At 36.5% G+C, this 24,332-nt stretch carries 21 protein-coding genes; 5 read left to right on the forward strand and 16 right to left on the reverse strand.

All coding sequences use genetic code 11. The features are described from left to right. Nucleotides 1-23 precede the first annotated feature (23 nt). The gene (locus T543_RS06290) at nucleotides 24-530 is read left to right on the forward strand and encodes a helix-turn-helix domain-containing protein (protein ID WP_035766869.1); all 507 of its coding nucleotides are present in this window, start codon (nucleotides 24-26) and stop codon (nucleotides 528-530) included. Here T543_RS06290 and T543_RS06295 read toward each other — a convergent pair whose 3' ends face one another. The 6 genes from T543_RS06295 to T543_RS06320 all read right to left on the reverse strand — a co-directional run bounded on the left by T543_RS06295 (nucleotide 531) and on the right by T543_RS06320 (nucleotide 7,665). After that, nucleotides 531-1,895 (reverse strand): MATE family efflux transporter, encoded by a 1,365-nt coding sequence (locus T543_RS06295; protein ID WP_035766870.1) that lies wholly within the window; start codon nucleotides 1,893-1,895, stop codon nucleotides 531-533. A gap of 33 nt (nucleotides 1,896-1,928) precedes the next feature. Further along, a complete protein-coding gene (locus tag T543_RS06300; protein ID WP_035766871.1) occupies nucleotides 1,929-2,870 on the reverse strand; it encodes an AEC family transporter in 942 nt (313 codons plus the stop codon). 166 nt (nucleotides 2,871-3,036) lie between these two features. Further along, nucleotides 3,037-4,659, reverse strand: coding sequence for an ABC transporter substrate-binding protein (locus T543_RS06305; protein ID WP_035766872.1), 1,623 nt, complete (start codon nucleotides 4,657-4,659; stop codon nucleotides 3,037-3,039). Between the two features lie 99 nt (nucleotides 4,660-4,758). After that, complete coding sequence (locus T543_RS06310) at nucleotides 4,759-5,682, reverse strand: carbohydrate ABC transporter permease (RefSeq protein WP_051638593.1); 924 nt, start codon at nucleotides 5,680-5,682, stop codon at nucleotides 4,759-4,761. A gap of 24 nt (nucleotides 5,683-5,706) precedes the next feature. After that, the gene (locus T543_RS06315) at nucleotides 5,707-6,612 is read right to left on the reverse strand and encodes an ABC transporter permease subunit (RefSeq protein WP_035766874.1); all 906 of its coding nucleotides are present in this window, start codon (nucleotides 6,610-6,612) and stop codon (nucleotides 5,707-5,709) included. A 27-nt stretch (nucleotides 6,613-6,639) separates the two neighbouring features. Next, nucleotides 6,640-7,665 carry a LacI family DNA-binding transcriptional regulator gene (locus tag T543_RS06320; protein ID WP_035766875.1) on the reverse strand — a complete coding sequence of 342 codons (1,026 nt, stop codon included), beginning with the start codon at nucleotides 7,663-7,665 and terminating at the stop codon, nucleotides 6,640-6,642. A 322-nt stretch (nucleotides 7,666-7,987) separates the two neighbouring features. Between T543_RS06320 and T543_RS06325 the strand changes: the two genes are divergently transcribed. Further along, a complete protein-coding gene (locus tag T543_RS06325; protein ID WP_035766876.1) occupies nucleotides 7,988-10,420 on the forward strand; it encodes a glycoside hydrolase family 94 protein in 2,433 nt (810 codons plus the stop codon). Nucleotides 10,421-10,534: 114 nt separating this feature from the next. Here the strand turns inward: T543_RS06325 and T543_RS06330 are convergent, their stop codons facing one another. The 4 genes from T543_RS06330 to T543_RS06345 all read right to left on the reverse strand — a co-directional run bounded on the left by T543_RS06330 (nucleotide 10,535) and on the right by T543_RS06345 (nucleotide 13,587). Next, nucleotides 10,535-11,191 carry a hypothetical protein gene (locus T543_RS06330; protein WP_035766878.1) on the reverse strand — a complete coding sequence of 219 codons (657 nt, stop codon included), beginning with the start codon at nucleotides 11,189-11,191 and terminating at the stop codon, nucleotides 10,535-10,537. 154 nt (nucleotides 11,192-11,345) lie between these two features. Continuing rightward, on the reverse strand, nucleotides 11,346-12,809 hold the full coding sequence (locus T543_RS06335; RefSeq protein ID WP_051638594.1) for an MATE family efflux transporter: 1,464 nt from the start codon (nucleotides 12,807-12,809) through the stop codon (nucleotides 11,346-11,348). Next, the gene (locus T543_RS06340) at nucleotides 12,784-13,233 is read right to left on the reverse strand and encodes a hypothetical protein (protein WP_035766880.1); all 450 of its coding nucleotides are present in this window, start codon (nucleotides 13,231-13,233) and stop codon (nucleotides 12,784-12,786) included. The genes T543_RS06335 and T543_RS06340 overlap by 26 nt, the downstream gene beginning before the upstream one ends. Before the next feature lie 75 nt (nucleotides 13,234-13,308). Continuing rightward, nucleotides 13,309-13,587: an HU family DNA-binding protein gene (locus tag T543_RS06345; protein ID WP_035766881.1), complete on the reverse strand. Its 279-nt coding sequence runs from the start codon at nucleotides 13,585-13,587 to the stop codon at nucleotides 13,309-13,311. Between the two features lie 173 nt (nucleotides 13,588-13,760). On the opposite strand from T543_RS06345, the gene T543_RS15850 reads away from it, so the two are divergent. Next, a complete protein-coding gene (locus T543_RS15850; protein ID WP_155843183.1) occupies nucleotides 13,761-13,919 on the forward strand; it encodes a hypothetical protein in 159 nt (52 codons plus the stop codon). A gap of 83 nt (nucleotides 13,920-14,002) precedes the next feature. On the opposite strand, the gene T543_RS06350 is transcribed toward T543_RS15850, so the two are convergent. The 6 genes from T543_RS06350 to T543_RS06380 form a co-directional block, all read right to left on the reverse strand. Further along, nucleotides 14,003-14,980, reverse strand: a complete 978-nt coding sequence (locus T543_RS06350; RefSeq protein WP_035766883.1) for a tRNA-dihydrouridine synthase family protein — start codon at nucleotides 14,978-14,980, stop codon at nucleotides 14,003-14,005. Continuing rightward, entirely contained in the window at nucleotides 14,967-15,536 is a 570-nt protein-coding gene (locus T543_RS06355) for a GNAT family N-acetyltransferase (RefSeq protein ID WP_035766886.1), read from the reverse strand. Before T543_RS06355 ends, T543_RS06350 begins: the two co-directional genes overlap by 14 nt. A 173-nt stretch (nucleotides 15,537-15,709) precedes the next feature. Then, nucleotides 15,710-16,363 carry a GDSL-type esterase/lipase family protein gene (locus T543_RS06360; protein ID WP_035766888.1) on the reverse strand — a complete coding sequence of 218 codons (654 nt, stop codon included), beginning with the start codon at nucleotides 16,361-16,363 and terminating at the stop codon, nucleotides 15,710-15,712. Nucleotides 16,364-17,048: 685 nt separating this feature from the next. Then, on the reverse strand, nucleotides 17,049-18,263 hold the full coding sequence (locus tag T543_RS06370) for a replication initiation protein (protein ID WP_035766893.1): 1,215 nt from the start codon (nucleotides 18,261-18,263) through the stop codon (nucleotides 17,049-17,051). A 955-nt stretch (nucleotides 18,264-19,218) separates the two neighbouring features. Then, on the reverse strand, nucleotides 19,219-19,842 hold the full coding sequence (locus T543_RS06375) for a hypothetical protein (RefSeq protein WP_035766895.1): 624 nt from the start codon (nucleotides 19,840-19,842) through the stop codon (nucleotides 19,219-19,221). After that, nucleotides 19,842-20,627 (reverse strand): ParA family protein, encoded by a 786-nt coding sequence (locus T543_RS06380; protein ID WP_035766896.1) that lies wholly within the window; start codon nucleotides 20,625-20,627, stop codon nucleotides 19,842-19,844. Before T543_RS06380 ends, T543_RS06375 begins: the two co-directional genes overlap by 1 nt. 1,885 nt (nucleotides 20,628-22,512) lie before the next feature. Between T543_RS06380 and T543_RS06385 the strand changes: the two genes are divergently transcribed. Together T543_RS06385 and T543_RS06390 are read left to right on the forward strand one after the other, a co-directional pair. Beyond that, a complete protein-coding gene (locus T543_RS06385) occupies nucleotides 22,513-22,866 on the forward strand; it encodes a hydrogenase maturation nickel metallochaperone HypA/HybF (RefSeq protein ID WP_035766898.1) in 354 nt (117 codons plus the stop codon). A gap of 871 nt (nucleotides 22,867-23,737) precedes the next feature. Next, nucleotides 23,738-24,100, forward strand: a complete 363-nt coding sequence (locus T543_RS06390; RefSeq protein WP_026495631.1) for a response regulator — start codon at nucleotides 23,738-23,740, stop codon at nucleotides 24,098-24,100. The last annotated feature ends 232 nt before the right edge of the window (nucleotides 24,101-24,332 follow it).

Below are 24,332 nucleotides of genomic sequence, written 5' to 3' on the forward strand. Positions count from 1 at the left end.
TATATTTATGAAAGAGGTTTATAATGGGGAAAAAATCTATAAAAGAAAACAAGAACATCTATTTTGAGAGCCGCGAAGAAGCAGGACTTACCAGAGCCCAGGCAAGTGAACTCCTTGAATTTATCAGCGATAGCAGACTTGAAAAAATCGAGACAGAAAAGACTTCAATACAGCCTGAAGACGTGGTAGCCCTCTCCAAAGCTTATAAAAAACCCGAACTCTGCAATTATTACTGCACTCACGAGTGTGCGATTGGAAAAGAATCCGTTCCGGAAGTAAAAATGTCCACATTGTCAGAGATCGTTCTTGGTATGCTCGCATCCCTTAACTCCCTTGAAGTTCAGAAAAACAGACTCGTCGAGATCACCGCGGACGGAGAGATTTCAGATGATGAACTTCCTGATTTTATAAAAATAAAAAAACAGCTTGATCAGATCGACGTTACCGTGGAATCTCTTAAGCTGTGGATGGCAAATATGGTCGCAGACGGAAAGATAAATGAATCCTTACTAAATAAACTCAGCAACTGATCAGGATACCTTTAAATCGACTTTATTTGCGTTTTTAGCCCATTTAATTCTGTAATACAACACTTCTATAGCGCAGCAGCACATCCAGCCTACAGGGTAGCCAAATCCCACCCATTTGGGTGTATTGGATACGTAATGCGTAAGAACGAACAGATATATCTGTCTGATAACAACGAAAGTACTTATCATTATAATCATGGGGCCTTTTGAATCGCCCCTTCCTCTGAGCGCTCCCGCGAGTGTGTGGTTAACGCAGTTTGCTATCAGGAAGAACACGTTCGTGCGAATGAACAATACACCAAATTCTATAACTGATTCGTCAGATGAAAACATTCTGATTGATGGCGCTGCAAAAACATAGAGAAATACAGCGATAATGAAGGTAATGAGTGTAGAAGTCATTACCGTGATCCTTGTTCCTTCGTTAGCCCTTTTTATCTTACCTGCACCTATATTCTGGCTTACAAAAGTTGTAGCCGCCATCGCCATACTGGACATCGGCAACATGATAAAGGTATCGAGTTTGTTATAACTGCTCCATCCCGCCATGCAGCTTGATCCGAAATGATTGATATATGACTGCACGAAAACATTGGAAAAAGCTGTTATTACAGACTGGATTCCTGCCGGAAGGCCGATGGCAAATATCAGTTTTATTATATTTGCATCCAACGTCATATCTGCAAATGAAAATCTGTAAATATCTTTTGTCTTAACAAGCAAATACATTATAAGGATAGCCGAAATGAACTGTGAAATGATCGTTGCATAGGCTACTCCTTCGATTCCAAAGTGAAATCCCACCACAAAAGTAATATCAAGAATGATATTGACTATACTAGTTAAAACAAGGAACATGAGCGGTCTTCTGGTATCGCCTACAGCTCTGAGGATACCGCTCCCCATGTTGTAGATAAGAAGTCCCGAAAAACCAAGGAAATATATTCTAAGATAAGTTGTTGCATCAGTGAAAACATCATCGGGAGTTGCCATAAACCTGAGCATAGGCTTTACTCCAAGACTTCCGATAAGTGTAAATAAAACACAAAAAATAAAAGTCATTGATATCGTCGTTTCTATCGCCTTATGCAGGTTATTTAAGTCTTTTCCTCCAAAATACCTCGAAATCAGTACGCCTGCTCCGATTGAAAATCCGTTAAAAAAGAAGACAAGCATATTTACGATCATGGTCGTAGAGCCAACAGCAGCAAGCGCCTCTTTTCCCACAAAATTGCCCACTACAATAGAATCCACCGTGTTATAGAGCATCTGGAAAATATTTCCAAGCATAAGCGGAAGGGAAAACATTATTATCTGTTTAATTATTGACCCCTCAGTCATATTTTTCGCTGTTGTTTTTTGCATACTTCCTTCACCGTACCCCAGAATTTGAATGTTTTACAGACGTGTCGCAACAATAGGTATCGAAAATACCGTTAGAAGCGTTGTCAGAAATGTAATCTGCGCCATAAACCTTTCATCGCCGCCGTGCTCTACGCATAGCATGGTTCCGGCTGTAGCGACCGGCATCGCGCTTATTATAACTGTAACTCCGAATAAAACCGGATAATCTGCTGTAAATGGCTTATATATCAAATATGTTATAAGCGGTGTCACAATAACGGACATAACCGCAAACAAATATGCTTTTGAATTATTGAACATTTCAGAGACTTTTATTTCTGCAAGTGAAGCTCCGATAATAATAAGTGCACCCGGAGTTGTAATGCCTCCGACTCTCTCAAGAGTATTACTGATAAGATCAGGAACCTGAGTTTTCAATAATGTCATTATAAGGGCCATTATGCTGCTTATCATAGCCGGGGTGAATATTAACTTAAGAAGTTCATTTGCGCTGCTATTTTCGCCAAATTTGGACAATTTTTCACCCTTTATCATGATGACTCCCAGGCAGTAACACAGCAGATTAAACGGCAAATTGAACATAGCTGTATAAATAAGCGCATCAGGTCCAAAAATCGCTTCTGTTACGGGAAATCCTATAAATCCGACATTCGCAAACATGATCCCGAATTCAGCAGCGCCTTTCTGCTTTCCGGATAGTCCCAGCAGTATACCTGTGATTTTAGCCAGAACAAAGAGCACTATATAACTTGAAAAAGACACTGCAAGAAGTATCAAAAGCTCTTTCCCTTCAGGGAGCTTTTCTGCGTTTGCGACTGATGAAAGAATTGTGCAGGGTATTGAAATATATAGAATAATCTTCGTAAGTCCGGCTTTGATATCTCTGTTTATAACCTTGATCTTAGTAGCCACATATCCGATGATTATGATGATAAAAAGCTCAACCATTCTGGCAAATATCGGTAAAAAGTCCATTTCAAAACCCCATTTATAAAAATATATTGTACAAAATCAAACAACTGAACATTTTACCATAGTTTCCTGCTTTTGTTTAGTAGCTTTTCCTTAAAACAACATAAGAAATCCCCCGGCATTTTGAGGTGCCGGGGGACTAAAAGTTTCTAAATCTTTATTTTTTTAATTATTTGGAAGCTTTCCATTCGTCATACTGCTTCTGGAACTCAGCAAGTACATCCTGGTAACCAGCTTCGTCAAGAGCTGCCTGATAAGCTTCGATTGTAGATTCAACGTCAGCAGCAGGAACACCACCATTTTCAAGGTTGAATCCGTACTCACCTGAAACGTTTGCACAAGCTGCATACTTATCTTCTACAGGACTCTTATCGAAACGGAATCCTGCTGCACTTGATGTGTTAGCGCCGCCGTTGAAGTCCTTGTAAAGCTCAGCCTTGTTTGCAGGCTCGTTGTCAAGAGGAGTAACGATTGTAGCACTAGCTGACTCCCACATTGAGTGGTTGTACTTCTCAGATGTCTGTGTAACCTGGCCGTTTGAATCGTATGTGAAGTCTTCGCCTTCGATACCGAATGTGTACATATCAGCAAGCTTGGAATCTGTGTAAAGAAGTCCAAGGAAGTCTACACAAGCCTTAGCCTGCTCTTCTGTGCTGTTAGCTGTTACGCAGTAGCAAGAACCAAGAGCTGATGTTGAGTGTGCCCATCTGTCTGTTGCAGGCTGCATTGTAACATCCTGACCATAACGAGCATCTGCTTCGTCGTTAACCGGAATATCTGTCCACCATGAAACAGCCCAATCCTGTGTCTGTGTTGTTGTATCTGTTGTTACCTTTGTGTAATCATCTTCTGAGATATAGCCCTTATCAGCCCACTCACCCATAAGTGTGCAGAACTCTTTATACTCAGGAGTAAGAATTGTGTCTACAACTTCATCAGTAGCTCTGTCTACAGCAACGAAGTTTGTAGCAGAATCAGCTGTGAAGAAATCAAACTTATCAATGTACCATCTGTAGAACATTGCTGTCTTCTGTGTAAGGAAAGGATATTTAAGGCCGTCTGCCTTAGCATCTTCAAGCATGGGCTCAAGGTCTTTAAGTTCCTTAACAGATGTGATGTCCCAATTGTGCTTATCGATGAGATCCTGACGGAACATGAAGTCATAACCTTCTACGTTGTCCTTGTATACAGGAATGAAGTACATCTTGCCATCATACTTAGCAGCTTCCCACTGACCTTCGTCCATTGAGTTGTAAAGGTCTGTTCCGGGAAGAATATCTGAAAGATCATATACAGCATTAGCAGGTACAAGATCGTTTGTTCCGATTGTGCCTTCCCATGAAGCTGTCCAAAGAAGGTTGATCTCGTTGTTAGCAAGTGCAAGGTTTGCCTTGTCTGTGTACTCACCAGAACCTACATCTGTAAGTTTAATCTGTACAGGAATCTTGTCTGCAATATAAGCGTTGATAGCGTCCTCAACCTTCTGAACCTGCTCTGAATCAGGATTTGCAAGGTTGAATGTGCATCTGTAAACGTTAATTGTTGTAGCATCTCCTGAAGCTGCCTCAGCAGATTCGTCAGCAGATTCCTCTGTTGTCTCCTCAGTAGCCTCTTCTGTTGAAGCCTCTTCTGTTGAAGCTTCTTCTGTTGAAGCTTCCTCTGTAGTTTCTTCAGCTGCCTCAGTCTCCTGAGTGTCTGTAGCTGTTTCTGTGCCGGTTGAGCTTCCGCAACCAGCGAGCATTGACATTGTCATTGCTGTTGCCATCAGTGTAGAAATAACTTTTCTTTTCATTTTGGCCTCCCTCTTGTTTTAAAATTAGTTTTTATATTCATCCTCAGGCACTATACCTAAGGTCAGAATATCTATAATAATTAGTAGATCTTTTTGTGCTTAACCCTTAACTGAACCAACTGTAAGACCTTTAATAAAGTACTTCTGGAAGAACGGATATACTACCATGATAGGTCCTATAACTACTAAAACAGTTGCCATTGTTGCTGAATACTGCGGAATAGTACCGCCCATAGCTGCTCTTGCTGATGCAGGAACGTTTGAGTTGTTAAGCAGGAACTCAATACTCTTCTGAATATTTATAAGAAGAAGCTGCAAAGGCTTTTTAGCATCAGAGTCAATGTAGAGCAGTGCATTCTGCCAGTCATTCCAGTATGCTGTAGCCATCATGAAACCTACTGCTGCAAGTGAAGGCTTAAGAAGCGGAAGTGTGATCTGGAAGAAAGTTCTGTATTCTCCTGCTCCGTCGATCTTGGCTGCTTCCATAAGCTCACCGGGAATGCTGTTGACTATATAAGTTCTTAATATGATTACGTTCATGGTTGATACGCACAGAGGCAATATCAAAAGCCATAAGCTGTCTTTTAAATGGTAGTAACTTGTGAAGATGATATATCCTGAAAGTGTTCCACCATTGAAAAGCATGGGTATAAGCAGAAAGATTGATAAAAACTTTGAAAGATAAAAATCTTTTCTACTTATTGAGTAAGCAAACATACTCATGAACAAAAGTCCAAGGAATGTTCCGACTACAGTTACGAAAATTGTTATGCCGTATGATCTTGCAAGCTGCTGTCCGTAACGAAGAACTGTTCCCATACCTGCAAATGACCACTGAAGCGGCCAGAACCTGAATCCGTTCTGTGTTATGCTCTTTTCATCTGTAAAAGCTGCTACAAATGTAAGCTCTACAGGTAAAAATGCGAATAATGTATATGCCAGTAATATGATTGCCAGAATGATCTGACCTACAGTTACCTTTTCCTTCTTTGAAGGTTCAAGGTCTCTATTTCTCTTTGCCATCTTTATATCCTCCCAATACCTTAATCAGAACAATGCGTTTTCCGGTGCAATCTTGCGAACAGAGAAGTTAGCAAGAAGCATTAGAAGCAGTCCAACAACTGACTGGAAGAATGATGTTGCTGCTACGAAACCAAAATTCGAATTCTTGAAAATAGCATTAAGTACATAAGCATCGATAACCTGAGTTGTGCTGTAAAGTGTACCGCTGTTTCTGGTTACCTGATAGAAAAGACCTGTATCTGAATGCATTACTGTTCCTACTGAAAGAAGAAGCATAACGGTTATCATAGGAATAAGGGCAGGTATTGTGATGTGCCATATTTTCTGCCATGAGTTTGCACCGTCGATGTCAGCCGCTTCATAAAGCTCTGAGTCAATACCTGAAAGGACTGACATATAAAGAACTGAGCCGTATCCTGTATCTTTCCAAATCTTTACAACAAGAAGTATCCAGGGCCAAAGGCTTGCTGTTGAATAAAATCTTGTTGATGTTCCAAACATGTGGTTGATGATACCTGTGTCTGAACTAATGAATGCATATACTATAAACTGTACTGCTGCGTAAGAAATGAAGACCGGAATGATCATGATAGTCTGCATTGTCTTTGCCATATGCTTGAACACAAGTCTGTCGATCATGATAGCAAGTGTCACATTGAGGAATGTTCCTACAATTGTGAAAAGCAGATAGTACAAAATTGTATTCTTTGTGATTGAAATGAATGTTGCCTTTGAAGCAATCAGGAATTTGAAGTTATCAATTCCGTTCCAAGGGCTCTTCCAAATACCGTCTGCGTAGTTAAAGTTCTTGAATGCCATTACCAAACCTGCCATCGGTACATACATGATAAAGAACAAAATCAAGAATACCGGCAAGGCCATAACTACGTGCGCCCTGTGTTTCCATGTGTTTTCCAAAAAACGTTTCATAAACTCTCTCCTCGATTAGTTATATTTTCAAATAGTGCTGACCGTCTCCCCTTCGTTAAGATGCCCCGGAATATTGACCTGTTCGGTTAATGAAGTCTTTGGATTCTCTATCGAATCTATAAGCTTCTCCGCTGCACGTCTTCCCAACATATCAGTGTCCTGAACTATTGTTGTAAGCTGCGGACTGTATTTCATTGCTATATCTATTCCGTCGTATCCGGCAATTGAGATATCCTCAGGAATCCTAAGTCCATGTTCCTTAAGGGAATTTATACCTCCAAATGCTGAAAAATCATCAGGATAGATAATACATGTTGGTCTATCATCTAAACTCAGAAGTTTATCTGTGGCCTCCTTAGCTGCCTCAGTGTCACGATAGTCAATTTCGTAAATATACTCGTCCGGAATATCTATACCGTAATCAAGTGTTGTCTTATAAAAAGACTGTACTCGTGCCTTTGTAACTGCTGATTCAGCACCATGAATATATGCTATTTTTCTGTGCCCCTTTTCAATTATGTAAGTAACCAGCTCCTTCATGCCGTTTACGTTGTCAGAAACAATCGCCGATCTGTCGTTAAAAACATGGTCAATTGTTACTACAGGAATATTTCCTCTGACAAGTTCTTCAACTTCGGGGTTGTAGAAATCCACACAGGCAATCGCAACACCATCAAAATTTCTGTATCTTGCATGTGCCAGATATGACATATATCCTTGCGAACTTCTGTTGTTACTAATAAATGTAAGGTCGTATCCTCGCTCTTCTATCGTTTTCTTAAAGCTCTCTATAACTCTCGAAAAATAACTATGTGTCAGTCCGCTCTGCATATCATCCATAAACAGTATTCCTATATTGTAGGTTCTGTTTGTTTTCAGAGCCTTGGCTGCGAAATTAGGAAAATACCCCATCTCTTCAGCCGTCTGGCGGACTAAATTTTTCGTTTCCTCGCCAATATCCGATTGATCATTTAAAGCCTTCGAAACCGTAGCGACAGATACGTTGCACGCTGCTGCTATATCTTTTAATGAAACTGCTTTACGCGCTGCCATCTGTCCCCCTTATGGATTTTACTAAATCGTTTTCGTAACTCGAATATACATCACATTTTCCATTAAATCAAGATATGATTTTCATAATCTTGTGCAATTTGTATATTTTTGTAAAAAATACATAAATTTACGTGGTCGAAATTTTATATTTATCACAAAAAAATCTAAAATCCGCTCTTAATCTAAAGTTTTGTTAAGCAGCAAGACGCAAATGCAGATAAATACTGAATTCTAATTTTCCCTTGAAATATCTGAATCTATACAATATAATCCATTGTAAGTTGATTTGCTTAATCGTTTAAGAATACATGGAGGATGTTCAATGAAATACGGATTTTTTGATGATAAAAACCGCGAATATGTAATCACTACACCAAAGACTCCACTGCCCTGGATCAACTACCTCGGCAACAAGGATTTCTTTTCTTTAATATCCAATACATGTGGTGGTTATTCTTTCTATAAGGATGCAAAACTCCTTAGACTTACCAGATATCGTTATAACAATGTTCCTTACGATAACAATGGTAAATATTTATATATTAAGGATGGCGAGACCGTATGGAATCCCGGCTGGCAGCCTGTTAAAACTGCCCTCGATGCATACGAATGCCGTCATGGTATCGGCTACAGCAAATTCACATCCAGGAAAAATGATGTTGAAGCTGCAGTTCTTACCTTTGTTCCAATGAACGACACCTGCGAAATCTCTCATGTCAAGCTCACCAACACAGGCGCTTCAGAGAAAAAAATACAGCTTTTCTCTTATGTAGAATGGTGCCTTTGGAATGCAGATGACGATATGAAAAACTTCCAGAGAAACTTAAGTACCGGTGAAGTTGAGATTGTAGATTCAACCATTTTCCATAAGACAGAGTACAGAGAGCGTAGAAATCACTATGCTATCTATTCAGTAAATTCCAAGGTTGATGCTATAGATACAAGCAGAGATGCATTCCTTGGTGCATACAACGGCCCCGATCATCCCGATGCTGTATTTGCAGGTCAGCTGACAAATTCAGTAGCAAGTGGCTGGTCACCGGTTGCTGCACACCAGATTGACATTGTTCTTGCTCCCGGCGAGAGCAAAACATTCAACTTCATCCTCGGATATGTAGAAAATCCTGAAGATGACAAGTGGGAATCACATGGAATCATCAACAAAAAGCGTGCAAATGAGATGATTGCAAGATATCAGTCAGATTCTGACGTTGAGAAGGCATTTGCTGAGCTCAATGCATATTGGGACAACCTCCTTTCAATCTACCACGTTGAATCTTCCAACGATAAGGTTGATCGCATGGTTAATATCTGGAATCAATATCAGTGCATGGTTACATTCAACATGTCCAGATCTGCTTCTTATTATGAATCCGGTATCGGTCGTGGAATGGGCTTTAGAGATTCATGTCAGGATCTTCTTGGCTTTGTACATCTTATTCCCGACAGAGCAAGAGAGAGAATTATTGATATCGCATCCACTCAGTTCCAGGATGGTAGCGCATATCACCAGTATCAGCCTCTTACCAAGAAAGGTAACTCAGATATTGGCTCAGGCTTCAACGATGATCCGCTTTGGCTCATTGCAGGAACAAGCGCATATATCCGTGAAACAGGCGATATGACTATTCTTGATGAGCAGGTTCCTTTCGACAACGACATGAGCGTAGCTACACCTCTTATGAACCATTTAAAGAGAAGCTTTGATTATATCGTTAACCACAAAGGCCCTCACAATCTGCCTCTTATCGGTCGTGCAGACTGGAATGACTGCCTGAACCTTAACTGTTTCTCAGCTCATCCGGGTGAATCCTTCCAGACATTTGGTCCCAGCGAAGGTCCTGTTGCTGAATCCGTATTTATCGCAGGCATGTTTGTAAAATATGGCGAAGAATATGCTCAGCTTTGCGAACTTAAGGGCGATGATGCAGAGGCTGCACGCGCAAGAGATGAAGTAAAGAAGATGTACGATGCTGTTTGCACTGCAGGTTGGGACGGCGAATGGTTTGTACGTGCTTATGATGCAAATTCAAAGAAGGTCGGCTCTCACGAGTGTAAAGAAGGTCAGATCTACATCGAGCCTCAGGGCTTCTGCGTACTTGCAGGAATCGGTGTTAAGGAAGGCCTTGCAGAAAAAGCTCTCAAGAGCGTAAAAGAAAAGCTTGATACAAAATACGGCATAATGATCCTTCAGCCCGCTTACACAGAGTATCATCTAGAGCTCGGTGAAGTAAGTTCATATCCGCCGGGATACAAGGAAAATGCAGGTATTTTCTGCCACAACAATCCTTGGGTATCCATCGCTGAAACTGTACTTGGACATGGCGACAGAGCATTTGAGATATATCAAAAGACCTGCCCTGCTTATGTTGAGGAAATCAGTGACATTCATTGCACTGAGCCTTATGTATATTCACAGATGGTAGCCGGAAAAGATGCTAAGTTCTTCGGACAGGGCAAAAACAGCTGGCTTACCGGAACTGCAGCTTGGACATTTGTTAATATTTCTCAGTATATCCTGGGAATTTATCCTACACATAAGGGACTTTCAGTTGATCCCTGTGTACCTGCTTCTTTTGGAGATTTCAAGATTACAAGAAAGTACAGAGGTGCTACTTACAACATCTCAGTTAAGACAAACGGTGTTGAAAAGGGCATCAAGAAGCTCATTGTAAATGGCAAAGAAATCGACGGATGCGTAATTCCTTACGATGCTTCCGTAAAAGAATATCAGGTTGAAGCAATAATGGGTTAATACCAATAATTACTAAACCTTTTTCTATAATCCTTCCTATGTGAAAAGCTCCCGGTGTACCCCCACCGAGAGCTTTTTAATTGTTTTTATCGTTTTGATTTAATATAACACATGTTATGCTTTCATGATAAATGCTTTTATCGTTTCAATCGTACTTCTTAGCTGATATTTGATAAGGAATACAGCATCATTGTATGCAGGACTATCATGCTTCATCTTTTCAAGAATGGGACACAGATACTCCTGCGTCTCTTCTATGTAGTCGATCATCTTCTCATTTGAAAAAGCTAGTGCCATGAGCCCTATATTGTTACATCTGTCGAGAGCTTTGACAATTGATGCCGTTTCATCAGATGCTATCCCATCAAAGTATTTTTTCCTGTTTTCAGGTGTTCCGGTATAGTCATCCGGTTTCGTCAACAGAAAGACTGAATGTTTTACCGGTTCTGAAAATGGCAGCTTTTCAGGTTTAACCCCGCAATCCTCGCAAACATCGTGAAGAAGGATCGTAGCAAGGACCTTGTCATCCTTAATTCCCATAGCATGCGCATGACAAGCCATCATTAAAGGATGGATTATGTATGGAATATGTTCATCAGAAAAATGACTGGTATGTCTTGACTGTCCTGAATGCTTATCACGCGCGTAATACAAAGCCTGATAAGTTTCCGTCAGGTTTTCCTCAATTGCATACCCCAATAGACGAGTGAACATGTGATCCTCGGAAAAAATCCTGTCTTTAAGGATCCATGCCGGTTTTTTTTCTCCCATATCGTTCTCCATAAACAATTTGACAAAAAGTCTCCGGTAAGCAAAGCTTAACATAAAAAACATCATTTGTTTAGAACGATATTTATTAAACTTTTATATAAAGATGACTTCTTGCAGACGATTTCCTCTTTCGCCCGCAAGAAGCCACAATTTCTCAAGTATTCTTAACGATGTTTCTAACCCATACACCCTTCTTTACAAGGATAAAACCGATCATGCTTTTGATTATTTCCAGGAAGCAGACTATGAAGTATACCCTAACGACAGGAAGCGTTGTGTAATACGCCAAAAAACGCGCTGCAGGAACATTTACGACCCATACAAAACAACTGTCGAAGAAAAATGTTATAAGCGTCTTTCCGCCAGATCTAAGCGTAAAATATGACACATTTGCAAATGAATTGATCGGCATACAGAATGCAATTACATGAATAAGGCTTGTTGCAAGTACTCTTATCTCATCCTCCGTATTGTAGATCTGAGGAATAACAGGTGATACCAAATGCAGCAATGATCCCATTACAATGCAGCTTACAATGCTAAGTGTAGCCATTCTCCAGGAAGCCCTTCTTGCATTTACCAGTCTGTCTGCCCCAAGCTCCTGCCCTACTATAATTGCCGTTGAATTTCCAAGTGACAAAAATACCTCATTAAAAATCTGAGCAATAGTATTAGCTATATTCATAGCTGCGATCACTTCAATTCCCCTGACCGAATAACTTTGAAGAAGTGTTGCCTGTCCAAGGCTCCACAAAAACTCATTGGCAAGTAACGGAAGTGTTTTGGTAAGAATAGGCCAGACCATATTTGCAGGAATATTAAATCCATTATATAGCCCTGTTAAAAACGCATATTTCACCTTGTTTTTATGTGATATGACAACCACAATGCCCATTTCAGCAAATCTCGAAATAACAGTTGCTATTGCAGCGCCCATTACTCCAAGCCTTGGAAATCCTAAATATCCGAATATAAGTAGTAAATTAAATACAAAATTAACTACCATGGCAGTCATACTTGCTACCATAGGCAAGGTTGTTTTTCCGGATTCTCTTAAAGTACCTGCATAAACTTGAGTGATTCCAAACGGAATAAGACTGATAAGCATTATTCTTAGATAGTTTTCCGCAAGATAAAGAGTCCTTTCTGCTTCGGCTACCGGTGTGTCGGATGCAATATACAGTCCAACCAGGCTTTTGCCAAAGATAAAGAAAATAGCGATATATATTGTGCATATTATCATTGCAATACACATTTTAAAGCGCATGGTGATCCTTACGCCCTCGAAATCGCCTTTTCCGAAAAACTGAGTTCCGTAGATTCCGGCACCTGCAAGTGCTCCCCAGACACAAAGCATAAATACAAACATAAGCTGATTTACAATTGCAACTGAAGACATAGCAAGCGTGCCTACCTGACCAACCATAACGTTATCAAGCAGACCAACTATATTTGACAATGTATTTTGTATGATCATAGGAATCACAACCATCGCAACCTTCCTGTAGAAAGAAGGTTCTCCGATTATGCATTCCTTCAGCGAAAGTCTTACAGCTACTGCCTCTTTTGCTGTAAGTCCATATTCCTTTTGTTTATTCGTCTTTTCCCTGTAAGTCATTTGAATATTTCTCTATAATATCTGTCAGATCAGAATAGTCCTCCTCTGAGAGCTTATCCTGAGCGTATTCCAATAATCCTTCAGTATCATTATCCTCAACATATTCCTTAACATCAGAAACGGAATCTATTGACAGGTTATCACTTATTATTTCAGTGATCTTATCTTTATCTTCTTCTGTAACCGACTCAATAACATTCTTAACATCATCATCTGCAGTATTAACATATTGATCCAAAGCCTCGTCGATTACCTTCTCAACTATTTTCTTTTTTGCTTCTTCTACTAAACTTTCTGTGCTTTTTACTTCCTTCTGTGGTGTAGGTTCATTAGTATTATTCTGGCTCTTTTTGTAGAAAAGAAAAATTCCACCTATTGCCAGTACTACTACAAGTGTGATGATAGCATTTCTCATAATCTTCATTGTCCAAACTCCTCTGATTTATAAATGAAAAAACCCCGGAATGCTTTCGCACTCCGGGGCTGCATTTTGTCTTAATTATTTCTTGTTTACAAGATCCTTAAGAGCTTTTCCGGGCTTAAACTTAGGTGCGATTGAAGCAGGAATCTTGATTGAAGCGCCAGTCTGAGGGTTCTTACCTGTTCTAGCAGCTCTCTTTGTTGTCTCAAATGTGCCGAAGCCAACAAGCTGTACCTTATCCTTTTTCTTAAGTGTCTTGGAAACAACATCTACGAAAGCCTTTACAGCCTTCTCTGAATCCTTCTTTGAAAGGCCTGTTTCCTTTGCAATAGCTTCTACGAGTTCTGTTTTATTCATTTTTAATTCCCCCTTTTAGGTTTTTTTATAAACTAAGGCAATTCTACCACTCATATATATATAAATCAACGATTTTATGCGCATTTTCGCGATTTTTTCATCAATTATTTGTATGAACGCCTCTTTTGATGATAAAATTATACAAAAGAACTATTCTTTAAGGGGGAATAAATATGGCTTCTAAGAACAACAATCCCAGTGAAAAGGAAGAATTGCCTGAAATTCCAACAGAGCCTAAGCAGAATGAAAAAGCAAAAAAACTGCTTGCAGCTCCTGATGAAGTTATAGCAATGGCTTTAAGAGACTTAATGAACAAGGACCGGGAAGAATAGAGACTGAAATAATTGTTGCGCGCTTTTTAGTTGACACAACATGACATCATGATACATTGATGTCATGTTGTGTTTTTACATATTTATCTTATATCACATTCTTTGTATAAGGTTCTTACTGCATTTCTATACTCCGGAAGACTTTTAGATACGCATATTTTATGTATATATGCATCTGCAGTTTCACCGGATTTATCTACAAAATTTTTGCCAACATAAACCCACAATTCCTTCATTTTGTGCATTATCTGAATATCACCGGGAATTTCGTTATGATAATTTTCAAACATTTCTTCCATAAATCCCTTAATTTCTTCGCTCTTTAGCCTCTCTCCTCCATTAATCTCTCTTGCAAGCGCAGGATTTGCAATAAGGCCTCTACCTATCATTATTTCGCTGACTTCAGGATAATCCTTGCGGAATTTTTCATAATCCTCAACTGAACATATATCGCCGTTATAGCACAGCTTGTTTTTGCTGTTTTCACATGCCCATTTAAAAATATCCATGTGCGGTTTTCCCTGATACATCTGCTTTCTGACTCTGGGATGAATTATCAGTTTGGATAATGGGAATTTATTGTATACCGGTAGAATTTTATAGAATTCTTCTGGATCTTCGATACCTATACGCGTCTTTACGGAGAATTCGACGTCATCCATCGTTTTGCTTCCAAAAACATCACTTAGTACATTATCAAGCTCATGTACGTCCTTAAGCATTCCTGATCCTTTGTTTTTGGATACAACCGTTGCAACGGGACAGCCGACATTCAGGTTTATTTTCTTAAAGCCTCTATCTTTAAGCTCATTTACTCCCCATAATATGTCTTCCGCTTTTCCGGCCATTATCTGCGGAATGATCAGATCCTCCATGCCCGGATTGTTCTGCGGTAATATTTCCCTGATATCTCTTTTTTTGAAAGCATGGTGCTTATGTATTGCTAAAAAGGGTGTATAATAAGCACTTATTCCCCCTGAAAAATATTTGTGATGTAAATTTCTGTAGCTGTAAATTGTAATGCCTTCCAACGGAGCAAAATATATCTTAGTATTTTCCATTCTTTTTCCACAAATTCTTTGTCATTAAAACCTCATCATGGTAATGTCCATCCATGGTCTTAAATGCCTGCGGTATCTGACCGCAATCTATAAATCCTTTCTTTTTGTATAATCTGAGTGCTCTTGCATTATCAGCAAATACGCTTAATTCAAGCCTCTCATAGCCGATATTTTCTGCCATATAAACAATCTGATCCAGAAGCATGGATCCCAGTCCCAAATTCCAGTACGCTTTTCTGACCGAAATCTCCATACAAGCTCTATGCCTGGTTTTAAACGATAGGCCTATAGGGCTGACTGAAGATAATCCTATTATCTTTTTCCCGTCAAAAACAGCTATCATACCAATATGTTCAGCCTTACTATAATTTTTTATGATTTCCTCCTCTTTTTCTACGGAGTTTTCAATCTCATAAGGGTATCTTATAAGGTATTTTGTTTCCCCTGCGATATCGCGTCTGAATTGGAGAATCTCTTCGGCATCCTCTTTGACCGGTGTACGCAGAATAAATTCATCACCTTTTTTTGTGGTAACCTTTTTTTCCTCTATTTCCATAAAATATTGAAATCCCCCAATGGTTTATTTAGTAGTTTTTAGGGACCTATTTTTCTACTAACTATCTTTATCTCTTTACAATTATATATAAAAAGCTTTTTGCATGCAAAAAAATCCATGAAATTATCACTAATTTCATGGATTTCAAACGTTATTTAATATTACACTTAACATTATGCAAATGTAGCCAGAACATAATCATCAGCTTCTTTTCTTTCAGCTGTAAGATCTATGCCTTCTAAGACATTTTTCATATGCTCTGCGAAGCTTGCATGTCCTTCTGCAGACAGGTGAATTCCGTCAAATGACAAATCAAGATCCCACTCTCCTGCATCAACAAAGAATATTCCGAATTCCTGTGCTATTATATCAAGCTCTGATGAAAGTCTTTTCCTCTGAGCCTCTACTTCTTCAAGATTTTCTTCCATATGAGAGAGAATAAGAGGGGGTGCTATCAGCAAAAATCCGGTCTTATTGTCAACAAATTCCGTTCTATTAAGCTGTCTTTCAATAAAATCCCTTAGCTTAGAAGCCACAACATCTGCATCAGGTTCTGACATATTGAGAAGATCATTAGTTCCAAGCATAACTGCAAACAGATCCAATGGACTATACTCAAGCACTGATTTATCAAGGGAAAGCAGCGAATACGGATTATCCGGGATTACTCTTCCGTTCATACCGTCAGCATATACCTTCCACTCTCCATACACATAATTTTGAAGGATTTCGGTCCATCTTTCATTAGCAGGAAGTCTTCCACCCATCATGCCTCTTGGATCAAATCCATAGGTGTTTGAATCGCCATAAAAAAGAACTTTTTTCATCTGTAATTACCTGTTCCTTTCAACACCTCTAAGTTACATCATCAATATAACACAAAAGCCTTGAATAATCCGTGTTTTTATGATTATTTAATGGAATTAAGTTTTTTTTCTCTATTTTTTCTACTTTTTATCGTTAATTTCAATAATTCATATCCGATATATTGTATTTCTTAAATTTCTATACCACTATATTTAGCTACTTGAATTTAAATTTCAGATGTGCTATCGTTTAATACGATTTTTCTTTTTTTAAAATTTATAGAGGGGAGGGGCTATAGCGACGCTATTAGCTATGTTATTATGACAAAAAATATTAAAGTCTGTCTCGAAAACGAGAAAAAAATCCGTAAATTTGTTCAAATGAATACTTCATCTTCATGTCAGGTTGATGTACGTAGTGGACACAGCTATATTGATGGTAAATCAATTATTGGCCTACTTTCATTAAACCTTCTTAAACCATTGTATGTTTCAGTGATCGGAGATTCAAACAAAATTACTGATTTAATTGACAGTTACGAAGAATACGACTTAGTTACAACTGCATAACTCAAAAATAAGGTCGGAAAATGATTTTTCTCATTTATCCGGCCTTTTATATTATATATTAACTATATTTAAAACTGACTTATTTGGTTGATCTGCAAAAATTTCAACCTTTTTTCTACAATATATCTTTATTTTTTTACTTTTCTACCAATCTTCTTTCAAGTTCATCAAAATCCAGTGTTCTCTGCTCGTAATTGCCAAATGCCATATCCGGTTCTGAACTTGTAGGCTGCCAGTTTTTCTCAATTGCCCTTATCATCCAACCTGTAAGATTCTCGATCTTTTTTGATGATTTTTTCGCTAGCTTGTATGCTCTTTCAATTTTGGAATAATCATAATTTGCAGCGACTAATATAGCTCTGATCTCAGAAATCATTATCTTTTCATCTATCAATTGCTGCACCTTATCATACAGTTCCATCTCATCAATAGCAGGTGCTTTTTTAGTGGTTTTCTCTTCCATATTGGAATTCTTAACTTTAGGATTAACATCAATCTTAAATCTTATATTAACAACTTTTCCACCGCGTCCTGCTTTAACAGGTTCATAGTCAAACCAGATACTGGTTGTCTCATTTAATTCCTGCTTAGCTTTATCCAGAGCAAATTTCTTAAAATTACCAAAAGTTTTAAGTCTTCCGGCACCATCGGTATTTTCAGCTCTTCTTTCGATTTTGTCGTAGTCCGGATTCCCCTTCTTAAGTGCACTAATGATCTCCGGATCCGCCTGGGAATCAATTATTCCGAGTCTAAGTTTAAGATCTGTCAGATTATATTGTACATAATACGGTCCCTGGCGCTTTGTTATAGCTCTCTGTCTGTCCATCTCAGCCTTCAATATCTCATACAGTCTGAATGAATAAACACTGTTAAGCTGTACCGCTTCAGCTAAACTAAGAACAGTATAATTGCTCTGCAGGTTTGCAAGATATGGTGTTATCTTGTTGTTATACCTGACATTCAGAACACCATTTTTAAATGAAGCATCCGTAATAACATTAATTGCTTCAATTTCCTGTGTTTCATCGTTGGAATAAATAATTCGCCAGTCCAGAATAGATGGCTTGTTTTTTGCCGGTTCAATAGCCGATTTGATATGTTCGTAAAAAGAACCTCCCTTAACCCCGAAAATTCTTTTTAAATCCGTACCATATATATTAGCTTCAAGGGTCTTATCCTCAGGATTTAGCTCAGCTTTTGCTATACTTACTGCAAATAGCTTCTGCACTAAAAGAGTCGATCTTCCCTTCGCATTTATCAATGTATTGGCTTTTTTATAATTTTGATTGGATAAAAACCCCTCGATAGCAGCTGATTCCTCTTCCATCTGCTTTTTAGATTTACGCCCCACAACTACCTCCTTGCCCCTAATTGAACATAGTTTGTACCTAATTAGTACTAGTTAATTATAAATCTTCGCGTACCTTATGTAAACAAAAATTCCTATATTTGTACATCTTTTCCCTTTTTAGTACAGAGTTATACCCCTAAACTAATTTCTTTTGTTTATTTCATATGCTATTTATCAATATCACGTGCATAAATCATTAAATTAATGACTGTCTAAGTCAACGCGCTAATTGACCGCTTCAGTATCACTCCTTTTTCGTACCCAATTACTACTAAGTAACATCATTATATACCTAATTGCTACTAACTTATGTCTCTGATATACCTTTTTTCTACTAAGTTCCCCTAAATCCATCCCTTTTTACTACTATCTTTAAAGAAATTAATATATTTGGGGTCAATATTTCATTAAAAACACATGATTGAGTGATCCTTATCTGCTCATATTCAGATACGTTATCGGCCCTATTTTCCTTTATCTTCGCTAAGATTCCGATATTTTTATTTTATGTTCCCAATTACTACTAAGTAACGGATTTATATACCCTATTTCTACTTTCTTAGCTTTATCATGTATCTCTCCGTATACCGGAATCCGCATATTAAGTAGTTTTTGGGGTGTTTTTCGTAGAACAAATAAATGTACCTAAAAACTATTGATTTATACCATATTTCTAAATAACCTCCCCTAAAACTACTAATAAAACCTTCTAAAAAAACCTATTTTCTACTAAATAAATCCTTTTCTTTACAATTTTCAAAGCTTTTTGGTACCTTTTTTCTATAGTTCTTCATCCATAAAACTATTATTCTTTTTCCAGAGCTGTATCGTTTTTGTACCATATTTCTACCTAAAAAGCAGTGAAAACCCTTTATTTTACTGGATTTCCACTGCTCCTAATTAATAATAATATTATGTTGTTAATTAATTATATTGTTATAAACAACATGCTGTTTTAAAGATTTAATTGATCCATAAAGGACTTGTATTTAAGATACATTTCCTTATTTTTTTCATAATCCTGTTCAATAAGATTACTAATATATTGCTGATAAGAAATTTTTCCTGATTGTGTCATAAAATCAACATAAGATCTTAATTCACCAAGTCTGATATGCAATACGCCACTACTTTTTTCCTCAGGAATAAGAGGAATTGTTTTTTTGCTGTTATTTTTGCTTTTTACGGGTATTTCTTCTTGTACCTCGTTTATCGGCATTACGGGAACATTAACCTGCTGTGGCATAATATTCTGGTTTACAGGTACATTTATTTGATTATTTAACGGTACTGTAGGCTGAGGAGTTGTATAAACCGGCATCGAATTTACATTCTGAGTAGCTGTTACAGGTACCTGATTAACAGGGACAGTCTGAACAGGCTGCTGTACTGGGATTTCAACCGGTACTGTCTCGGTCAATATTTCGGTTTCAACTGATATGTTTTCTGCTTTTTTTGCAGTCTGATTTGATTTAGGTACGTTTGTATTTTTGGCTTCTGCCTTGGTTTCCTGAGGTGCAGGAGAACCAACCATTTTCTGGAAATTTTGCGCCATAGCATTTTGGAGATTCTTTTTCATTATTTTTCTCCTTTCAGAAATTCATCGACAAAGCTATCATAATCTTTTGTTGCTCTTGCATTTGGAGCATATTCATATATTGATTGATTTATTGTCTGAGATTCTTCTACTGCAACATTCTGGTGGATTTTGGTGTCATATACCTTTATCTCATACTCTTTTGCTAACATTTCTATTCCTTCAAGCCAAATAGAAGCGTTATTTGTATTTCTGCAATTTGTCACCAAAATACCGGCTACATCCAAATTGGGATTATTAAGTCGCTCTGACATGACTGAAATCCATGAAAACAGCATGTTTGCACCATTGGTAGCAAAGGCTTCTGGTGTCATTGGAACTACTATTTTATCTGTAATTGCAAGAACGTTCTGTGTGATAAGAGCCAATGTAGGGCTGCAATCGATAATACAGAAGTCATATTGCTTATTTAACTTATTTAAAGCTCTTTGGAGCATAAATTCTCGAGATGTAACGCCGGAATAATCAAGATCGGCTGAAGTAAATTCGATTCCTCCTATTATAAGGTCGAGATTTTCATTTATTGGGATCAAAGTCTCATTTATATCTGCTCCGGGCTCATTCTTTTCTGTTTTAAATACATCTGAAAGTGTAGATGCAGGAATATTATATAAATCTATTCCGGCTGCCTGGCTTAAATTTTCCTGTGGATCTGAATCTATCATAAGAACTTTATAATTTCTCTTGGCCAGTCCGGCTGCTAAAGCATAAGTAGAAGTTGTTTTAGCAACACCGCCCTTCTGGTTGCAAAATGCTATTACTTTCATTATCTCCTCCAAATTCATCAATATTACGTTGTATATTGTAACATTGATGAATGGATGTGTAAAGATATTTATAGCAATATATTCTAATATTAATGTAATATGAGATACAAATATATTGATATAGATATATAAGTATATTGATATACTAAGATATAAGGATATATATGTATAAAAATATTAAAATACAAATGTATCAGTATATAATGATATTTTGTAAATTGATATACATATATAACATGATAATGATATACATGCAACAAGATATCAAATCATAATGATGTAATTAATATATTGATGTCATGATGTGATGATATAAATAGTAACTGTATAAACACATAATAATATAAATATAACATGATGTAGTGATGCATATATTAATTATATCAATACATCAAAATATATTTATATTCTGATAAAACATAACATGATGACATGATGTATTTATACAATGGTTACTGATAAAATGGCAGAGAAAAAAATAATTAATGTGATTTATACATCAATGTATAATGATGTAGTTAATACGTAAATACGTATAATAATCAAGCAAAACGCAAATATAATGACATCAATACATCATTATATTTGAGCTCAAAAGGCTTAAACAAGGGTCTAATTCTATTTTTTGTTGTATCACTAGTGCTAAGACTGGGTACTTAAATAATTGACGATATTACAACAATAAAAATATAGCATGATGTATTGATGCTTTCTGGTGGAAGCTATAATTCCAGGATAAGTAGAATGGATAATCTCATAAATTTATCAATATATACAACAATTAATTTACGAATAATGATGATAATGTATTATGATTTAAATTAATCATGATGTAATGATGCATTTACATCTAAAGCATAATAATGTATAATGACATCAAAATACAACGAGATGCAAACATCATTATATAAGTATAAAATGAGATAAATATAATTTTGTTGATGTACATATAACAAAATACTATGATACAATAATCTAAAAGTATCTAATTATAAATATATATAGATGTATAAAAATCAAATATACATGATGAAATGTTATAATGATTTATATATAATATGAAGTGTAAGTATCAAAAATCATAAATACATTGATATAATTATGTATAAATAAATGTACATAAAAGTTTCAGAATATATTGATTTATTAATACAAAGATGATATAATAAAAATATATATTTATAGCAATGTATAAATATATAAACATATCAAAATACATGAAAATGACAGAAAAAACTCAGAATAAAATCCGTGAATTTGGCCTGTTTTTTACGTCATTAAATTTGCATTTTGGATGAAATCTATCCAACTGATAACAGAGCAATGTTTAATGAAAAATCAGGGTGAAATCGTAGGAAAAATCCAAGAAAAAATCCTGGATTTTGTTCTGAAAATAATAAAATAAATCGTTATCAGGGGCCTGATCCGGGATAATTGGCAATCAGATTAAATTAGAGCGCTAAATCAGGCAAAATCCATGGAAAATATCCTTGATTTATTTTTGCTTGTTAATCCGAATATGACACCAAAATCCGAAATAATGATCAAAAATAAGGATTCTGGTTATGATCATGCGATTTTTTTGAAGACCAGAAATATTGACGTTATTTAGAAAAGTAACAGATATGAATCTGAAAATAGTATAAAATAAGAAGAAAATCAAATAAATTAATTCTAAAAATAAAATAAAATGTAAATAATGACTTAGAAAGTCAATGAGTAATAAATACATGTGTTATTAAAACGAAATATATGAAGAATAAAAGAAATATAAGATAACAAAAGGTACTATATACTATAATAATACTTGCTGAGTCAATAAATATTGACCGTGTAAGTTAATTGAGATAAATACGTAAATACGTTAATTTTTTGAAGGAGTATAATGCACGAATTAAGCTACGTCTTAGACATAATAGATCAGGCTGCAAACATAAAAGAAAAAGAAAATGCAATGAAAATTAAGCAGATTACAGTTGATGTCGGCGAAATGAGCGGCGTTGTGCCGTATTATCTGGATAAATATTTTAAAGAATCGATTAAAGACACATTTTTAGAAAATACAGAACTGAAAATTTTTGAAAAAGAAGTAATTATCAAGTGCGAAAATTGTGGATCAAAGTATCATCCTGAGGCTAAAAATAATTATTGCTGTCCCGACTGTAATGGAAGAGCAGGAAAATTGATCCAGGGGAGAGGGGTAATAATAAAAAATATAGTAATAGAAGATGAAGATTAAATACGACGTATGTAGATTCGTATTTTTGTGAGATAAAACATAAATCTATAAAGATGGAAAAAACAATTATTAGGATGTAAAAATATATAATGAAACAATGCTATTTTTATATATTAACATCAAAACATCATTATATAAATATATATCAAAACAATTCAGCCAGTAAATCTCAAATTCGTAAGAATATATCAAAGTATCAATATATTAAAGGATCAATATATTTAAGAATCAAAATATAATAATATATAAGTATCAAAATAACAAAATATCAAAAGATCAAGATATCAATATATCAAATCAACAGGGTAAATCAATACAACAAATCAATACAATAAATCTATAGATTATTGTTTTTCATCAGAAAAACAATAATCGTACTGGACTAGGTCCTCGCGAAGCGAGGGGCGTGTCCTGCATACTTGGTCATAAGGGGTACCGCTTGCGGTGGATTCCTTATGACTCTTTAAAGCAGGATTCTTGCGGGCGATTTCCGCTTTTGCCCGCAAGAAGTTATACAATATCAACAAATACTAATGTCACATTAAACTAAGTGACATCTTGTCCAGATCAGGAAATAATCACAGAAATAAATCAAAAAGAATAGATTTCAGATTTTGCCTAGAAGAAGTCATAATAATAAGCCTGAAACTCTATAATAAAATCCGTAGAAAATAAAGCATAAAATAATGATTTAAGAAATTTTTTTTAAATGGAACGAAATTTTATCATTTTTTAATTGTTTGAACGACGATAAGGCATTTTATTTTGTGAATTGTATGATAAAATAGAAAATGAATTTAGAGTATAAAAACCGGAAAGGCATTCGTATATAAATACGAAAAAACCGGAATAGAAAATATGGAGGTTCAAAATGGCGAAGAGAATACTTATTACGGATGATGCCGCTTTCATGCGCATGATGCTCAAAGACATTCTGACAAAGGGCGGTTATGAGATTGCTGGTGAGGCCGAAAACGGAAAGATAGCAATCGACAAGTATAATGAACTCAAGCCGGATCTTGTAACCCTTGATATTACCATGCCGGAGCTTGATGGTATTGGAGCGTTAAAGGGAATTAAGGCAGCTGATCCTAATGCTTGTTGTATAATGTGCTCTGCAATGGGACAGCAGGCAATGGTTATTGAATCAATCCAGGCTGGTGCGAAGGATTTCATAGTAAAACCTTTCCAGGCTGATCGTGTATTAGAGGCTGTTAAGAAGGCTATCGGCTGATTATAATGAATAAGGAAGACCCGGAGAAATTCGGGTCTTTTTTAAGTGTGTGAATGAAGAAGGAGTGTATAAATTTTTCCGGGAATTTTGTAAATGCATCAAAAAAATATTATTTTCTGATACATCACATGAATACTGGATTTGAGGCATATAATAAAAATGATCAACTAATGGGCACTAATATTTTTTGTATGCTAACCGATATAATAATTAGCAACGGAAAGCTACCTGT

It is taken from the genome of Butyrivibrio sp. NC2002 (genome assembly GCF_000702265.1).
Taxonomy (GTDB): domain Bacteria; phylum Bacillota; class Clostridia; order Lachnospirales; family Lachnospiraceae; genus Butyrivibrio.

Excerpts from the sequence above, each read along its gene's own strand:
- T543_RS06290 (WP_035766869.1), top strand. The coding sequence starts at position 24 with ATGGGGAAAAAATCTATAAAAGAAAACAAGAACATCTATTTTGAGAGC.
- T543_RS06295 (WP_035766870.1), bottom strand. The coding sequence starts at position 1,895 with ATGCAAAAAACAACAGCGAAAAATATGACTGAGGGGTCAATAATTAAA.
- T543_RS06300 (WP_035766871.1), bottom strand. The coding sequence starts at position 2,870 with ATGGACTTTTTACCGATATTTGCCAGAATGGTTGAGCTTTTTATCATC.
- T543_RS06305 (WP_035766872.1), bottom strand. The coding sequence starts at position 4,659 with ATGAAAAGAAAAGTTATTTCTACACTGATGGCAACAGCAATGACAATG.
- T543_RS06310 (WP_051638593.1), bottom strand. The coding sequence starts at position 5,682 with ATGGCAAAGAGAAATAGAGACCTTGAACCTTCAAAGAAGGAAAAGGTA.
- T543_RS06315 (WP_035766874.1), bottom strand. The coding sequence starts at position 6,612 with ATGAAACGTTTTTTGGAAAACACATGGAAACACAGGGCGCACGTAGTT.
- T543_RS06320 (WP_035766875.1), bottom strand. The coding sequence starts at position 7,665 with ATGGCAGCGCGTAAAGCAGTTTCATTAAAAGATATAGCAGCAGCGTGC.
- T543_RS06325 (WP_035766876.1), top strand. The coding sequence starts at position 7,988 with ATGAAATACGGATTTTTTGATGATAAAAACCGCGAATATGTAATCACT.
- T543_RS06330 (WP_035766878.1), bottom strand. The coding sequence starts at position 11,191 with ATGGGAGAAAAAAAACCGGCATGGATCCTTAAAGACAGGATTTTTTCC.
- T543_RS06335 (WP_051638594.1), bottom strand. The coding sequence starts at position 12,809 with ATGACTTACAGGGAAAAGACGAATAAACAAAAGGAATATGGACTTACA.
- T543_RS06340 (WP_035766880.1), bottom strand. The coding sequence starts at position 13,233 with ATGAAGATTATGAGAAATGCTATCATCACACTTGTAGTAGTACTGGCA.
- T543_RS06345 (WP_035766881.1), bottom strand. The coding sequence starts at position 13,587 with ATGAATAAAACAGAACTCGTAGAAGCTATTGCAAAGGAAACAGGCCTT.
- T543_RS15850 (WP_155843183.1), top strand. The coding sequence starts at position 13,761 with ATGGCTTCTAAGAACAACAATCCCAGTGAAAAGGAAGAATTGCCTGAA.
- T543_RS06350 (WP_035766883.1), bottom strand. The coding sequence starts at position 14,980 with ATGGAAAATACTAAGATATATTTTGCTCCGTTGGAAGGCATTACAATT.
- T543_RS06355 (WP_035766886.1), bottom strand. The coding sequence starts at position 15,536 with ATGGAAATAGAGGAAAAAAAGGTTACCACAAAAAAAGGTGATGAATTT.
- T543_RS06360 (WP_035766888.1), bottom strand. The coding sequence starts at position 16,363 with ATGAAAAAAGTTCTTTTTTATGGCGATTCAAACACCTATGGATTTGAT.
- T543_RS06375 (WP_035766895.1), bottom strand. The coding sequence starts at position 19,842 with ATGAAAAAGAATCTCCAAAATGCTATGGCGCAAAATTTCCAGAAAATG.
- T543_RS06380 (WP_035766896.1), bottom strand. The coding sequence starts at position 20,627 with ATGAAAGTAATAGCATTTTGCAACCAGAAGGGCGGTGTTGCTAAAACA.
- T543_RS06385 (WP_035766898.1), top strand. The coding sequence starts at position 22,513 with ATGCACGAATTAAGCTACGTCTTAGACATAATAGATCAGGCTGCAAAC.
- T543_RS06390 (WP_026495631.1), top strand. The coding sequence starts at position 23,738 with ATGGCGAAGAGAATACTTATTACGGATGATGCCGCTTTCATGCGCATG.